At 40.8% G+C, this 14,859-nt stretch carries 15 protein-coding genes and 1 pseudogene; 2 read left to right on the top strand and 14 right to left on the bottom strand.

Annotated features, from left to right (window positions below):
* The coding region (locus NCCP133_RS21375; protein WP_264807260.1) for a transposase at positions 1-72 on the bottom strand (72 nt) is incomplete at its 3' end.
* 430 nt (positions 73-502) lie between these two features.
* Positions 503-1,279 (bottom strand): TerC family protein, encoded by a 777-nt coding sequence (locus NCCP133_RS21370; protein ID WP_264807258.1) that lies wholly within the window; start codon positions 1,277-1,279, stop codon positions 503-505.
* 352 nt (positions 1,280-1,631) lie between these two features.
* Between NCCP133_RS21370 and NCCP133_RS21365 the strand changes: the two genes are divergently transcribed.
* A complete protein-coding gene (locus tag NCCP133_RS21365) occupies positions 1,632-2,864 on the top strand; it encodes a CynX/NimT family MFS transporter (protein WP_442874317.1) in 1,233 nt (410 codons plus the stop codon).
* A gap of 137 nt (positions 2,865-3,001) precedes the next feature.
* Here NCCP133_RS21365 and NCCP133_RS21360 read toward each other — a convergent pair whose 3' ends face one another.
* The 6 genes from NCCP133_RS21360 to spxA all read right to left on the bottom strand — a co-directional run bounded on the left by NCCP133_RS21360 (position 3,002) and on the right by spxA (position 5,920).
* Complete coding sequence (locus NCCP133_RS21360) at positions 3,002-3,478, bottom strand: DUF2975 domain-containing protein (protein ID WP_264807257.1); 477 nt, start codon at positions 3,476-3,478, stop codon at positions 3,002-3,004.
* A 136-nt stretch (positions 3,479-3,614) separates the two neighbouring features.
* Positions 3,615-4,181: a hypothetical protein gene (locus NCCP133_RS21355; protein ID WP_264807256.1), complete on the bottom strand. Its 567-nt coding sequence runs from the start codon at positions 4,179-4,181 to the stop codon at positions 3,615-3,617.
* Positions 4,182-4,228: 47 nt separating this feature from the next.
* Positions 4,229-4,522: a hypothetical protein gene (locus NCCP133_RS21350; RefSeq protein WP_264807255.1), complete on the bottom strand. Its 294-nt coding sequence runs from the start codon at positions 4,520-4,522 to the stop codon at positions 4,229-4,231.
* Between the two features lie 12 nt (positions 4,523-4,534).
* A complete protein-coding gene (locus tag NCCP133_RS21345; RefSeq protein ID WP_264807254.1) occupies positions 4,535-4,663 on the bottom strand; it encodes a hypothetical protein in 129 nt (42 codons plus the stop codon).
* A 333-nt stretch (positions 4,664-4,996) separates the two neighbouring features.
* Positions 4,997-5,407, bottom strand: coding sequence for an RrF2 family transcriptional regulator (locus tag NCCP133_RS21340; protein ID WP_264807253.1), 411 nt, complete (start codon positions 5,405-5,407; stop codon positions 4,997-4,999).
* 117 nt (positions 5,408-5,524) lie between these two features.
* Entirely contained in the window at positions 5,525-5,920 is a 396-nt protein-coding gene (gene spxA, locus NCCP133_RS21335) for a transcriptional regulator SpxA (RefSeq protein WP_264807252.1), read from the bottom strand.
* 391 nt (positions 5,921-6,311) lie between these two features.
* Here spxA and NCCP133_RS21330 point away from each other — a divergent pair.
* Positions 6,312-6,971, top strand: a pseudogene (locus tag NCCP133_RS21330) (2OG-Fe(II) oxygenase).
* A gap of 38 nt (positions 6,972-7,009) precedes the next feature.
* On the opposite strand, the gene NCCP133_RS21325 reads toward NCCP133_RS21330, so the two are convergent.
* From NCCP133_RS21325 to NCCP133_RS21300, 6 genes are all read right to left on the bottom strand, one after another.
* Entirely contained in the window at positions 7,010-7,141 is a 132-nt protein-coding gene (locus NCCP133_RS21325; protein ID WP_264807251.1) for a hypothetical protein, read from the bottom strand.
* Between the two features lie 404 nt (positions 7,142-7,545).
* Positions 7,546-8,715, bottom strand: a complete 1,170-nt coding sequence (trpB, locus tag NCCP133_RS21320) for a tryptophan synthase subunit beta (RefSeq protein WP_264807250.1) — start codon at positions 8,713-8,715, stop codon at positions 7,546-7,548.
* Between the two features lie 802 nt (positions 8,716-9,517).
* Positions 9,518-10,489, bottom strand: a complete 972-nt coding sequence (locus NCCP133_RS21315) for a carbohydrate kinase family protein (protein WP_264807249.1) — start codon at positions 10,487-10,489, stop codon at positions 9,518-9,520.
* Between the two features lie 10 nt (positions 10,490-10,499).
* Positions 10,500-11,990, bottom strand: a complete 1,491-nt coding sequence (locus NCCP133_RS21310; protein ID WP_264807248.1) for a glycoside hydrolase family 32 protein — start codon at positions 11,988-11,990, stop codon at positions 10,500-10,502.
* A 55-nt stretch (positions 11,991-12,045) separates the two neighbouring features.
* Positions 12,046-13,461 carry a PTS transporter subunit EIIC gene (locus NCCP133_RS21305; RefSeq protein ID WP_264807247.1) on the bottom strand — a complete coding sequence of 472 codons (1,416 nt, stop codon included), beginning with the start codon at positions 13,459-13,461 and terminating at the stop codon, positions 12,046-12,048.
* 54 nt (positions 13,462-13,515) lie between these two features.
* Entirely contained in the window at positions 13,516-14,505 is a 990-nt protein-coding gene (locus NCCP133_RS21300) for a LacI family DNA-binding transcriptional regulator (protein ID WP_264807246.1), read from the bottom strand.
* Positions 14,506-14,859 lie beyond the last annotated feature (354 nt).

Raw genomic sequence — 14,859 nt, 5'->3', positions numbered from 1 at the left:
GGCATAGTCTGAAATAGTATCATCTATTACTTTCCTTCGATACTTCACAACTAACACAAGGTGGTAATACATCAAGAACACTGAATGATTATTGCTCACTTTGTCTAATTATAAAAATTTTCCAATACAGCCATTTTTATATCCGCTTCATTCCAACTTAAACTCCAATAAATCAAGAGCAAAAAACAACTTGCCTGAAAGAGATGAGAACCAATGCATGGAATAACGACAAAGGTGAGGAAGCTTCCATAAAAATGGGCGTTTATCCGTTGGAATAATAACGATATTAAGTAAGACATATACAAAGGGCGTTAACAAGAAAAAAATCGATTTGGCGAGCAGAGATGCAAAAGTGCATCTGTGCATTTTATAAAGCTTTTTTTAGCAAAAAATAGCTGCCGTAAATGGCAGCTATTTATAAATGGGACAGAGTATTTTCCCCTGATTTTTCCAAGAAAGTACTCATCTTAGTACGCCTAATCTAACATTCCCGAGACCTCCTTTAAGCCTCACCCTCCGCAACTCTTGTTTTCTTGCCAGGTGCAAACCAGCCAAGCAATGCGATGCCAACCAATACTCCATAAAAAATCAACGTCCATCCTGTACTATGTGGAAAATCATGATCCAGGATTCCAATATCTTCATGGGCAAGGGTAATGACAGCAAGCTTGACACCTACCCAAGCAACAATGGCATAAGCGGTGGTTTCCAATGCCGGGCGTTTTGCCAAGAGCTGGACAAACCAGGTTGCCGCAAATTTAATCAAAATAAGACCGGCGACACCGCCTAGCACAACTACAATAAACTGGCCTCCATCCATGCCGCCGAAGTCATTGAGCGGTGAATCCGGCAGACCAAGAGCAAGTGCAACGGCAGCAAGAATCGAGTCAATCGCAAAAGCAAGGTCAGCTAAGGCAATTTTCCCAACTGTAGGCAAAAAGCCTTTTCCTGCTGATTCCTCTTTCACATCTTCCCGAATATTTTTATTTTCTTTTCCAAACTTGGCCTTAATAATATGCTTCAAGCCCAGGTAAAGAAGATAAGCCGCTCCGATCGCCTGGATTTGCCAGACGTTTGCAATAAATGAAATGGCAAAAAGCGCGATAAATCTAAACGCGAATGCCATGATTATTCCGTAATTAATCGCTTTTTTCTTCTGATCATCGGGTAAATGCTTGGCTATTACTGCCAGCACAAGAGCATTGTCTGCCGACAGCAAGCCTTCTAAACCAATTAAAATCAGCAAGGCCCAAGCATACTCCAGCCAAATAGACTCCATCTGCCTCTCTCCTTTCAAAACCACATTTGATAGGTAATAGTCCAATACCTATAGAATTTCCGAAAAAGCTGCAGGTAATCCAAAAGGATTTATTTGGGAGATCTCCTTTTTGCTTTTTCATATAATCTATATCAATAACTTTTATCTCAATCTAGAACACACTTCATTCCAGATAAAGCCGTTTAGTTCAAGCAAAATTAGATTAAAATTTCTGAAGATGGGATTATCTTGTAAATATTGGCCGTTTTAAATAAAAACTGTGTACTTTTTAATTAAAACCATTTATACTATTCTGAATATTGTATTTTCGCTATACGAAAGATGTTTGAAATACCATTAAGGAGTGTCTGTGTTGAGGAATTCAGCAAAATTTGATACTAAAAACCTTTTACTAATGGCAGGCATTGTTTTTGTAGCTTTTAATTTACGTCCAGCCATTACATCAGTCGGCCCTTTAATCGGCGCGATCCGGGATGAAATCGGAATATCAAATGGCGCAGCAGGTCTTCTGACTACCCTTCCGCTCGTTGCCTTTGCACTGCTGTCCCCATTTGTTCCAAGGATCGCTCAAAAGCTTGGAAGTGAATGGAGCATTCTTGTGGGTTTAACTATATTGGGAGCCGGCATAGCAGCACGCTCATCTGGAATGCTCTCTCCATTGTACATAGGAACTGTCTTAATCGGACTGGGGGTCGGACTTTGCAATGTGCTTCTTCCGGGGATGGTCAAGGAAAAATTTCCGCAAAAGGTCGGGCTGCTTACAGGGATTTATACTTTTTCGATGGGAATATGTGCAGGATTTGCACCAGGGTTCAGTGTCCCCCTTGCAGAGGAGATGGGCTTAGGATGGAGACTTTCTCTCGGTGTTTGGGTTATTCTTATATTTATTGCCATTTTCGTTTGGCTGCCGCAAATCAGATTCAGAAGAGAAAAAACGAAAGAGCCTAACATAAGTGCTCCAAAGACATCGATTTGGTCCTCCCCTATCGCCTGGCAAGTCACGGTGTTTATGGGATTGCAATCAATGGTCTATTTTAGCATCACCACCTGGCTGCCGGAAATCCTGCATAGCCAGGGACGGGAAATTGCTGCTGCTGGTTGGATGGTAACCGTTCTCCAGTTTTCGGGTCTCCCTGCCAATTTTATTATTCCCGTTCTTGCAGACCGTCTGCCTAACCAAAAAGGGATCGCACTTGGAATTGGTATTTTCACTTTTGCCGGCATTATGGGTCTGCTAATCAATTTCAATGCCATCATCTCTAACACCAGTATTGTGCTCCTCGGGATTGGTCTTGGAGCAGCCATCAGCCATTCCTTAACTCTGATTGGGCTTCGGGCTGAAAATGCCAAACAGGCAGCGAGCCTTTCAGGAATGGCCCAATCTGTCGGCTACCTGCTTGCCGCGGCAGGACCTATTCTAATTGGCTCACTATATGATCTGTTCCATTCATGGACTATTCCATCGATCTTCCTATTGGCCATTACTGCCATCTTTACTATTTCAGGAATAGGAGCAGGCCGGGATCAATTTGTTTTGCAGGATAAACACAATAGACAGAAGAAGACAGCATCGACTATCGCATGATCCCTTTAAATGTTTGATTCTGTTTAACAGAAGTGTTAAACCTCCTGCAGCACTGTTCGGATTCTATCTAAAAAAAACTTGTATGAATCTAAAAAAGCATCTCTTCTTTCAAAGGATGAGATGCTTTAGGATACCCCTCATACGGTCAGTTCGTTTTCTGACTTCATTTCCAATGTGCTTCTTAACAGCTTTTGCAGGATAGCAGCGAACACGGAAATCATTAGTGATCCAAAACTGATGGCAAATCCTATTAATAACAATGACGGATGCAGAGCATTAAGGAAAAATAGCATCATTACCCCCAGCACATAAATACTGCAAATTGTGCCTCCGCAATTTCGGATTTTTTTTAATGAAGTAATGGCTAAATTCGAAAAGGCGTTTTCAGTGTCTACCAAGTACAATAATTTTAGTCCCTGGTAAAGAGCGATATAAAAAGGAAAGGCAGCAATATTAGCACCGATTAGAACAGGAAATCTTAAATATGAATGCTCCGGATTCCCTATAGCCGCTTCCCTTGACCATACTGGAAGCACATAGGCGCAAAAAACAAATACCATAATCCCAATAATAAAAATAGCCCCCTTTAAAAAAGCAGTTGTTCCCCGATTCATACTGCACCTCTTTTTGAGTTGATGGTCTTATAATAAAATATGATTTATTGTTTTTCAATAATTTTTTATTATTTTTTAATATAATCTTCCCTTTTTATACAACAAATAAAAGCTGCCCATTAGACAGCAATCATTCTTAAATCGCTTCTCTCTTAGATAACCTTTTTATAAATTTGGTAAAGAAATAAGCAATATAGGTAATAGCAACATCGATTAAAAACAGATAAAACTGGTTCATCCCTTTATTAAATTCAATCATCCCAATCATTTTTTCAATGGGTGCAAGAACAAACGCAAACAAAGCACTTAAAAAGAGTGTGTAGATTAAAAAGTTCTTCTTATGATTCACGCAAAATTGATACAGCAGCAGATAACCCACTGGAATGACGGACATTATCATGTTCAGCGCATTAGGAAAAATAGGCGAAAAAAAATAGGTATGAACAAAAAAGCTATGTCGCTGTAAAGCTATATCAATATAAGCCCAAAGAATATGGACCGTGTAGCCAAAGAAAAATACTTCAAATATCCTGCGCCGGTCAACTGCAATATATACAACAATCAGCGGGAGAATTAAAAGGGATATGACAATCCAAAACTGCCAGGTGCCCATATGAGAATAATCATTCCAATAGGATGAAATTAAAGAATTCATCTTTTCACTCTGTTTATAGATCTCATACCAATACTCCTGATAGCTCATATCAAAACCTCCATTCCTATTTGAAAATGCTTTATATTTAAAAACAGTTAGGCATAATCATAATTTTCAACACGTGCTTCCGTCAGCATCTTCAAAAAGTGACCGTCTTTATGAACACCCAGTATTTTTTGGCCATACTTCAAAAAGGTATTCAGCTCTTCCGTTGTCAAACGACTCATATTAAAAGGGAATTGTTCCGTACCCTTGACTTTGTCCATAATTTTATTGAGTGTTTCCGTTCCCTTCCGAGTAATCGTAACTTTCTTATATCTTGGTTTTTCATGATTTGCACTTAATTCTATAAATCCCTTTTCCTGCAGGGGTTTTAATAAACGGGTCACAGTTGAAATGTACTAGCAGCCCAGTTCACTTAATTGAGTTGGACTGAGCTCATTCTGATTCGTCACAAGCAGGAATAAAATATGCTGCTGAGCAGTTGAGAGGTTAAAAACCTTCTCCAGCTCTGACCACTTCTTTTCCATGCAAAAATATAGCGCCCTGCTGTTTCAATAAATTATCCATCCTCCACTCTCCTCACTTGCATTTACAATTGTATTTACAAGTTAGGTTTTGATGATGAAACGAAATTATGCATAAAAAAATAGAGGCGATTTATACCGCCTCCATCATTAGCTATATTCTCCTTTTTACCTCACTTCGCACAGAGTCTATCATCTGCTCGGACAGATTAGCCGGCAAAGAGGACACGTTCTCAAATACCCATGCATTGATGACCTCCAAGTCTGCTTTCCTAAACGTTAGACTATAATTTTTCCCTTGCTGCCGAATGAAAATGAGAGATATGTTTTCTCCCATTATTTATCATAAATCAGTTCGAGAACATCTTTAATGGTATATTGTTTTAAATAGTCACCAAGATGTTCTTCTGCCCCTATAAATATGTTAAATAGAACTCTTTGCATATTCGCGCCTACGACACATTGTTCATTTGATTCAGGACATTTAGGCTGAAGGGCACCTTCAGAAGTAAGCTTATAAATATCCCAAAGATTCACTTCACTTAAGTCCCGGGCAAATATAAACCCGCCTCCCAGGCCTTCTTTTGATTTAATAAATCCATGTTTTTTTAACAGACTCAAGACTTTGCGAATCCGGACTGCATGGACACCTGCACTTTCTGATATGGCATCGCTTGTAGACATGCGATCCGGCTGCAGCGCAAGATAAGTTAAACTATGAATGGCAAGAGTAAAGTCGCTATTCATGGCCTGCCTCCTTGAATTGATGGCTGATGACAATCATCATCATTTAATACGTACTGTAATACTAGGTGTTATAGATTATCTTGTCAGAAATACACCCTTTAAGCTCTTTAGACCATCTTAATTGGCCAACTTTTGTAATTCACTATATGAAAAGGTACGAAATTTACGCGGAAGGAAGCTTCGGATTTCTTCCTCATTAAAGCCAACCTGTAATCGCTTTTCATCCTGGATAATGGGCCTGCGCAGCATTTGCGGATTTTCCATTATTAATTGATACAAATCCTTGAGCGGCAGGGAGTCAATATTAACGTTCAGCTCCTGATAAGCTTTAGACTTGGTTGAAATAATCTCCTCCGTTCCAGTCTCCGTTAAGCGTAAAACAGATTTAATTTCATCCACTGTAAGCGGCTCTGTTATAATGTTTCTTTCAATAAAAGGGATTTGATGTTCCTCAAGCCATGCCCTTGCTTTTCGGCAGGAACCGCAGCTTGAAGTAAGGTATAAATTTACCATTGTTTAACACTCCTTTTAATTTTATTTTTTATTTAAATTGCAGCAATGCCAAAGTGTAAAAAATAATATTACAGTTATAATAAAAATATTTTAAGTTACTTCGATATACTGTAATAATAATATTTACAGTTATTTAAGTCAATAGTGATTTTTTTATAATCCATTCTGGCAAGCCTGCCAATGACTAGCAGATATATATAAAAATATAAAAATTGTGATATTATAAAAAAAAGATGGCCATTCTCCCTCTAGCATTGTAAAATATTCTCAATTAGAGAGGATCTAAGCTTACATCGTTTTAATAAACAGAGTAATAAAAACCTGCCTAATACTTAATGATTTTTACCTTTTAATATCTCGTATTTTCAGAAAAATCAAATAGAAGAGGTCGATGAAATTGGCAATGGATGCTGCAGATTTGACGATTAAAGAACAATCAATTTTTGATCATGTTGGAAACAAAATCGTTACAGAGGATCGAGAGATTAACATAATTGCTAGGCTGAAAGAACCATTGATTGTGATATGAGGTAATGTTTTAAGCGATGAAGAATGCGATGAGCTGATTAGACAGTCTAAGGATCGTCTTAAGCGATCCAAAATTGGAAACTCGCGGGAAGTGGATGATCTCAGAACAAGCAGCAGCACGTTTTTCCATGAAGGCGAAACGGACGTTGTGGCGAGAATCGATAAACGGATCTCGCAAATTATGAATATACCAGTGGAGCATGGTGAGGGTCTGCAAATTTTACATTACAAAATCGGCCAGGAATATAAAGCACATTTTGATTTCTTTTCACCAACAAGCAGGGCAGCCGGCAACCCTCGAATCAGCACACTTGTCATGTATTTGAATGATGTGGAGCAAGGCGGAGAAACATATTTCCCTAAACTTAATTTCTCCGTATCGCCGCAAAAAGGAATGGCTGTGTACTTTGAATATTTTTATAACGACCAAAGCCTTAACGTCTTAACACTGCATGGAGGCGCGCCTGTCATTATTGGCGACAAATGGGCAGCAACGCAGTGGATGAGAAGAAAAAGAATATAGAAAAAACACTTGGACTTTCCCAAGTGTTTTTGTAACCTTTAAAACCACAATCTCTTATGATAATCGTAATCGGAGGGATTGAAATTCTCTTCCCCTTCTCTTTTTGGGGCACACTCTTCACAAGGTTCTTCCGATTGGCCATGCTCGCATTGTTCCATTAAAAGTTCCATTGGATGCAGCCCCTTTCCTACCTCTACTTCCATTATAATGTAAATGCTTACATTTATCTCGTGTTATTTTTTGGTATTGGAAACTCCGGCTGAAGGAGATCAAGCCGGCCGAATTTATTTTGAATGGGAAACTCAGCTTAATCCTTTAGCCTAACGTATGGGCTATAGACTGCATGGGACTAACCAAGCAAAAATCCAATGAACGATAACAGAAGGCTTATCACCCAATAAATATAAATTTTTTTCATTGTAAGCCCGTCTGTTTTTTAACTAACCTAATACCAGACAATCTTAAAAATCTGGAGCAAACTTAATTTAAGAAGCAGTTAAGAAGCAGAAAACCCAAATCAGTCTGAGATTTGGGTTTCTTATATGAAAGCTATGCCTGAATTTAACCTTCAATATCAACGATTCTTTAACATGCCAAAGACCTGTTCCACATCCTTGTCGCCGCGTCCTGATAGATTGACGATGATGGCATCCTCTTTTGATAATTCTTTTGCCAGCTTCAAAGCATGGGCAACAGCATGCGCACTCTCAAGTGCAGGAATGATTCCCTCTGTTTTAGACAGCAGCTGGAAAGCTTCTAGAGCTTCCTCACCGGTCGCGGTCACATACTCCGCCCGTCCGCTCACCTTTAAGTGGCTGTGCTCAGGACCAATCCCCGGATAATCCAGCCCAGCAGCGATGGAATAGGTAGGCTTCGGCTGTCCTTCTTCATCAAGCAGGGTCAAACATTTGAAGCCATGGATCACTGCAGGAACCCCTTCTGACAAGGTAGGCGCTTCTTTCGGCTCAACCCCGATCAGGCGTACTCCCTTTTCATCCAGGTAATGGGCAAACGCGCCAATCGCGTTGCTTCCACCTCCTGTGCAGGCGATGACAGCTGCTGGCAGATTCCCTTCCTGCTCGAGAATTTGGCGCTTTGATTCCTCGCTAATTACCGACTGAAAGTGTTTGACCATCGTAGGGAATGGATGCGGTCCTACTGCAGAGCCTAATAGATAGAAAGTATTTTTATAGTTTTGGACAAGATCGGCCAATGCTTCGTCTACCGCATCTTTCAGCCGGCCCTGCCCTTTTTCTACGGGAACTACCTTTGCACCCAGCAATTCCATTCTGAACACATTCAGAGCCTGGCGCTCGGTATCCAATTTGCCCATATAAATGATGCATTCCATATCAAACATCGCACATGCCGTTGCTGTTGCTACACCATGCTGTCCGGCACCAGTTTCCGCAATAATCCGCTTCGCTCCCATTCTTTTCGCAAGCAGAATCTGGCCAATTGCATTGTTGATCTTATGTGCACCGGTATGGTTTAAATCTTCACGCTTTAAATAAATTTTGGCTCCGCCAAGTTTCTTTGTTAAGTTCTCAGCATATGTTAACGGATTTTCCCGGCCAATATATTGTTTTATGTAATAGGAAAATTCTCTTTTAAACTCTGGATCATCTTTATAGTTCAAAAATTGATCCTCTAAATAATCCATGACCTCCTGCAGGTCTCCAGGTATAAAACTTCCGCCAAACTCACCAAAATAGCCTTTAGTCTCTTCACTCACACTCTTCATACTCAGCTCAGCTCCTTCTTAACTTTCGACCTATTATACTATAATAAACTAAATATTCCAATAATTGATGCTGAAACTTTACCAGCTAAAGTATGTTCTTGGCAAATTCGTTACTTCATGCGCCACCCTAATTGCTCCAAAGTAACTTTGGCTTGATGGAAAAACTGCCTAACCAAGCAGAGAGCCGTTCATAAGGCCTTCATATGCCCAAATTTTTTTCAATAGCAAAATGGATATTTATGTTAAAATAGATAATAACATAATCCTACTAACCATCAGTAGAAGATAGAAATCTTTAAAATGGGGTGAAATTTTGGAAGAGTTTTTGGGAGTATTATTGGGTTCATTTGGATTGTTTTATCCTCTGCTCCTCGCATCCATCTTTGCATTTTTCTATGGACTCATTTCGCGCTCTTGGAATTGGATGCTCGCAAGTGCCGTCTTACTTTACCCAAATGCATGGTTTTTCAGCGGATATCCACCATTTCCTTGGGCAAAATACGTTCCTTTCATTCAGATCTTATTAGCCTTCACTTCCTATCTCAAAAAAAGAAACAGGCAATAAGCTTAATCATTATTTGCTAAAAGGCACGAATGCCGGGAGCAAAATATTGTGCAGCCAATTAGGCAAAATGTTAAAAAAAGCTAAACAGAATTGCACTTCTTCATAGTTATCAATTATTTGTCAAGTCTATTCTTCTGCCTTTCTTACCCTCCGTTTCTTTTTTACCCGACCATCCTAAATATAAAAAGGTATCAAATCATTGAGATCTGATACCTTTACTCTTAAAATTCGACCCTTCTACTGCGCTTTGATAAACGCTAAGACTTGCTCCTTATCAGGCAGTGCCGAAATAGCGCCTTTTCCTGCAGCTGTTAACGCCCCGCTGGCATTGGCAAATGAAAGGATCTCCGTATGTTTTTCTTTCAATATACTCAATATATTTTCCGAATTCACCTTTGCTTCCAGCAGCTTAAATAAAAATCCGCCGATAAAAGCATCTCCGGCACCTGTGGTATCCTGAACATCGACTTTGTATCCCGAAGATTCCCAATTGGCATCTTGTAAAAACAACTCAGCTCCGGCAGAGCCCTTCGTACAGACCACAGCCTTCACATCCCCTGTAAATAAAGAAGCAATTGCTTTTTCCACATCATTGATTCCTGTGATAAACGTTAATTCTTCATCAGAAACTTTTAACAGATGAGCATATGGCAAAAATTCCAGAATAGCAGTTCTGCAATCCCTTGGATTCTCCCATAGCGGCAATCTTACATTCGGATCAAAGCTAATAAGACCGCCCTTTTCTTTCATAAAATCTATCGCTTTTTTATGTGCCTGCTTCATCGGGCTATCCACAAGATCGACAGAACAAAAGTGCAGAATGTCGCCTTTTCCGAACCAATCTGCCTGAACATCTGATTTGTCAAACAGCAAATCCGCCGAAGGTTTTCGGTAAAATGAAAAATCCCGTTCCCCGTTGTCTTTTAGCGAAACAAAGGCAAGCCCTGTATTGGCTTCGCTTGTACGAAAAACTTTGTCTGTCTTGACACCGGCAGTCTGAAGCTGCTCAATCAAAAAATCACCAAAAGCATCATTTCCGAGTTTGGTAATCATTGAAGCTTCGTGTCCATATTTCGCCACCGCTGCGGCTACATTCGCCGGTGCACCGCCAGCAGCTCGTTCGAAAGTTACAACATCCTTCAATGCTGCACCCTTTTCCTGCGGTATAAAATCAATTAAAACTTCGCCTATCGAGTATAGCTTCCCCATATTCTCACCCCTACCGTGTTATTCCTTGCTTTAGCTCATGCTTTGTATAGCTGCAATTCACTTTTCCATCACTGAAGAGCTTGAGTCCATTTGATTTTTCTTCAGGAAAAACTCTTGCGGTGAAGACGGCCTCACCGTCATTTACAAAAATCTCTGCAATACTGTGGTCAACAAACACTTGAACCTTTACATGGCGCCCAATCTTAAGCTCGGAGCTCCTCACAAAGCCGTATTCTCCTCCGAATGCGGAATTAAATTTTTTCCGATTTAGGCTCACAGTCTGTGAGCCGCGATCAAACTCAAGCACCAGACCTTCTTTTTCAGAAGAGAACAGTTCGATTCCATACTTATTAGCCTCACCTAATTCAAAAATAAACTCCAGCTCATGCTGCTCAATGCCCTCATCAATATTCTTGCTTTCAGCTTCAATGGTCACTTTGCTGGAATCCGATTTCACCCTCAGCTGCTTCAACAAATCTGAAGGCCTTTGAACAAGCTTCCCATCCACAAGATTAAGCTCACGCGGAATTGAGAGGCAATGCGCCCAATCTTCCTTATCACTTGGATAATCGATTTCACCCATACCAGCCCATGAAAATAGCAGACGCTCTTTATTTTTGCCTTCAAAGGTTTGCGGAGCGTAGAAATCAAATCCTTTTTCAAGCTCCTGGCAGTGTTCAACCTCATATTTCAGAGATTCCAGATCCAGCTTCCCTATTGTATAGATAACATTATAAAGATTATAGTAATTATGCCCATCTGCATTCAGCCCTTGAGGAGAGAAAATCAACACATCTTTGCCGTTAAGTTCAAAATAATCCGGGCACTCCAGCATATAGACTGATTCTGGAAAATCAATCTGCAGATCCAGTTCGCCTTTAAAAGACCAATCAATCGCATTATCGGATTCATACACAATAATAGCTCCAGTTAAATCCTTTCGCTGCGCACCTAAAAACATATAGTAGTTTCCGTTCTTTTCAAAAACCTTTGGGTCGCGGACATGTCCGGTATACCCATCCGGAACCCCTTCAATAACCGGGTTGTTTTCATACTTTTGAATATTTCCTTCTTGATCCATAATCGCAAGGCACTGGTTCGCAGACCGTTCCTCTGCACTGTATTTAATATTTCCTGTGTAATACAAGTATAACTTTCCGTCAACCTCAAGAGAAGCACCAGAATAGGCACCGTGGGATTCATAATCCTCCACCGGCACCAATGCAGCCGGCAGGCGCTCCCAATTAACAAGGTCAGTTGATTTCACATGGGCCCAGTGCTTCATGCCGTGCATTGCACTGAACGGATACCACTGGTAAAAAACATGGAATTCTCCGTTAAAAAAAGCTAGGCCATTTGGATCATTCATCAATCCATACTGTGGATGAATATGGTAAGCCGGCTTCCAGGCAGAATCCACTGATTTTTCTCTAAGGTCCTTCAGTTCATTCTCTTTTGCTTCAAGCACCGTTCTATACTTTGGTTCTGTATATCTTTCCATATTAAGTCCTCTCCTGTAAAAATAGAGAAGAGAGGAATCCCTCCCTCCTATACTATTAATCTAAGTTTGGTTTCTTCACTTTAAAGTACACGACTGTTAAAATCGCACCAACAGTGAGTGCAAGGACGTTGGCGATCACATAGTTGATATGTCCGCTGCCCTGAGCTGCCACGATCGCGAAACCAGGGATTGCCGTTGCACCAAAACCTAATGCTTTGATTCCTGTCAGGTATACATATGCTCCGCCAATTGCACCGCCAATGCAGCCCATAATCAGCGGGAATCGATATTTTACGTTTACACCAAATAGCGCTGGTTCAGAGATTCCAAACAAAGTAGACCCAAACGCTGAAATGCCAATCTGTTTAGCTTTATCATTTTTCCATAGAGCTAATGTGTAGCCGAGTACAGCTCCACCCTGTCCCATTAACGCAACTGACATAAGCGGCATGATGAAGTTATAGCCAGTGTCGGCAATCAGCTGTGCTTCAACAGCCCCTATGACGTGATGAAGTCCCGTAATGACAATGACCTGCTGAATCCCGGCAAACAGCATGAAACCAACAATGCCCAAGTTATCTACGCTCCACATTAAAGCCGCTGTAATTCCGTCTGATAACAGACGGCCAAAAGGACCAACGGCTGAGAATAATAGAAAACCAGAAACAACAATGGTTAAGAACGGAGCAAGAAATAGCTTAATAATATCTGGCACTTTTCTACTGAAAAATTGATCAAGCTTTGCCACGACTAATCCCATCAATAAGGCGATGATGATACCGCCCTGGAATGCAACGAGTGAAACCTTCAAACCAAACAGGCTGATGACTTCCGGTTCAACTGTTCCATTTCCCACTAAATAAGCATTCGCAAGATCAGGGTGTAGCATGATCGCACCCAGCACCAGTCCAAGAACAGGATTACCGCCAAAACGCTTTGTCGCCGAATATACAACAAGCAATGGAAGAATCGTGAAGATTCCAGTTGACATAATGGAAATAAAACGATTAAATCCAGCAATTGCCGGATACATCTCGGCAACCGACTGTTGACCGAATATTCCTTCCTGGCTAAGAAGTCCTGTTACTCCCATCAGAAGTGCTGCTGCCAGCAAGCCTGGAATGATTTCAACGAACACATCGGATAAAGCCTTGATCCCTTTTTGAAACGCATTCTGCTTCTGGGCAGATTGCTCTTTTACGTCACCAAGAGACATTTCTGTAATGCCAGCTTCCTCTGTAAAGACAGCATAAACGTCATTGACTGTACCAGCTCCAAAAATAATCTGCAGCTGATCCCCTGCTACAAACGAGCCTTTTACATGATCAAGCTGTCCGATCGCTTTAGTGTCGGCCAGAGAATTATCCTTAAGTACCAACCGCAGCCTTGTGGCACAGTGCGCTGCACCCTGAAGGTTTTCCTTTCCCCCGATTAGCGTCAAAGAGGATCGCTCGACGGGAACCGGTTCCATAAATTCATTCTATAACAGTTTTTCATTTTCGACAACCCTTTTTTGAAAACGTTATCAGCTTTTAACACTTTTCACGCTCTCGCCCTCCACAAAAACAAAACCGGATACCTGCAATTCCGGGACATCTTCCCCATTCGTTAGTTTAATAATGGTCTCGGCAGCCATTACACCTGTCTCTTCATTATTAAAACGGATGGTCGTCAGTGAAGGGTGAATGACTTCCGAAATATTATATCCGCCAAAGCCCGCAAGTGAAAAATCCCCTGGCACTGTTTTGCCAAGCTTTGAGATGGTCTTCATGGCCCCAAACGCAATAGTGTCAGTTGCACAAATAATGGCAGTCGGTGTAAAGCTCTCAAGCATTTCCTGTGTAATCCTTGCTGCATCATGCAAATCAAATTGAGATATGTATGTTTTAAGATCGGAAACTCCTGCTTCCTTCAGCCCATCCATAATTCCCTGTTTCCTGCGCTGCCCTACAGCTATGTCACTTTCTGTCACACCGAGGTATGCAACAGCGCTATGCCCTTTTTCCGAAACATACTGGCCCATTTTAAAACCTGCATGATAATCATCATTTATAATGCAAGAGCAATGAACCACCTCCTGTGCGACAATTAATACCGGAATCTGAATGGAATTGATGGTTTCGATATGTTTTTCCGTAACACCAGTGGCAATTAGGATGATGCCATCTACTTTTTGACGCGACAGGCTAATCAGACTTTCAATCTCCCTGTCTACATGCTTGCTTGTGCTAATGATTAGTGTTGTATAATCCCGTTTCCTCAGCTCTTCGTCAATTGCCATCAGCACTGTTGATGTCACATAAGAATCAAGCGTTGGGGCAATCACCCCAATAAAGTTGGTCTTCTTTGCTTTCAGGCTTTGCGCAAACGAATTAGGTTCATAATTCGTTTCCTCAATCACCTTTCGGATTTTCGCTTTCGTCTTTTCACTTACATTGCCGCCATTCAAATACCTGGAAACGGTACTCTTGGCCACTCCGGCCAGCTGTGCAATATCCTTAATCGTTGTATTCATTATTCGTTCACCTGCTTCTTCGCTTGAGTGTATGTATGTGAGAAATCAATGTAACATGCATTTTTAAAAACGAGTTTAACAACTTTTTAATTCCATGTTACATTTTAATTATAAATGGTTTAAGTCCAAATATCGAAGTGTTAAAAGTATGTCGGCATACTTAAAATCAAATATAATCGAGAAGTAACCATCGTCCCCGATATAAGCACCATATTGCTCATATGGGACACCTGGAGCTTCGCCGATTGTCACACAGTCATATTTAGACCTGAATTATTCATACTTTCTAGCTGGCTCATGTTTTAAGCGATGACAAACCATTTTCTTGATTTCTAGGCAAGCGATCTCGTGATT

It is taken from the genome of Cytobacillus sp. NCCP-133, assembly GCF_026011715.1.
In the GTDB taxonomy this organism is placed as follows: Bacteria; Bacillota; Bacilli; order Bacillales; family Cytobacillaceae; genus Cytobacillus.
Note: the sequence above shows the minus strand (reverse complement) of the source record. Positions and strands in the feature narration are given on the sequence as shown.

Coding starts and splice junctions, on each gene's coding strand:
- NCCP133_RS21370 (WP_264807258.1), bottom strand. CDS start 1,279: ATGGAGTCTATTTGGCTGGAGTATGCTTGGGCCTTGCTGATTTTAATT.
- NCCP133_RS21360 (WP_264807257.1), bottom strand. CDS start 3,478: ATGAATCGGGGAACAACTGCTTTTTTAAAGGGGGCTATTTTTATTATT.
- NCCP133_RS21355 (WP_264807256.1), bottom strand. CDS start 4,181: ATGAGCTATCAGGAGTATTGGTATGAGATCTATAAACAGAGTGAAAAG.
- NCCP133_RS21345 (WP_264807254.1), bottom strand. CDS start 4,663: ATGGAAAAGAAGTGGTCAGAGCTGGAGAAGGTTTTTAACCTCTCAACT.
- NCCP133_RS21340 (WP_264807253.1), bottom strand. CDS start 5,407: ATGAATAGCGACTTTACTCTTGCCATTCATAGTTTAACTTATCTTGCG.
- spxA (WP_264807252.1), bottom strand. CDS start 5,920: ATGGTAAATTTATACCTTACTTCAAGCTGCGGTTCCTGCCGAAAAGCA.
- NCCP133_RS21325 (WP_264807251.1), bottom strand. CDS start 7,141: ATGGAACTTTTAATGGAACAATGCGAGCATGGCCAATCGGAAGAACCT.
- trpB (WP_264807250.1), bottom strand. CDS start 8,715: ATGAAGAGTGTGAGTGAAGAGACTAAAGGCTATTTTGGTGAGTTTGGC.
- NCCP133_RS21315 (WP_264807249.1), bottom strand. CDS start 10,489: ATGGGGAAGCTATACTCGATAGGCGAAGTTTTAATTGATTTTATACCG.
- NCCP133_RS21310 (WP_264807248.1), bottom strand. CDS start 11,990: ATGGAAAGATATACAGAACCAAAGTATAGAACGGTGCTTGAAGCAAAA.
- NCCP133_RS21305 (WP_264807247.1), bottom strand. CDS start 13,461: ATGGAACCGGTTCCCGTCGAGCGATCCTCTTTGACGCTAATCGGGGGA.
- NCCP133_RS21300 (WP_264807246.1), bottom strand. CDS start 14,505: ATGAATACAACGATTAAGGATATTGCACAGCTGGCCGGAGTGGCCAAG.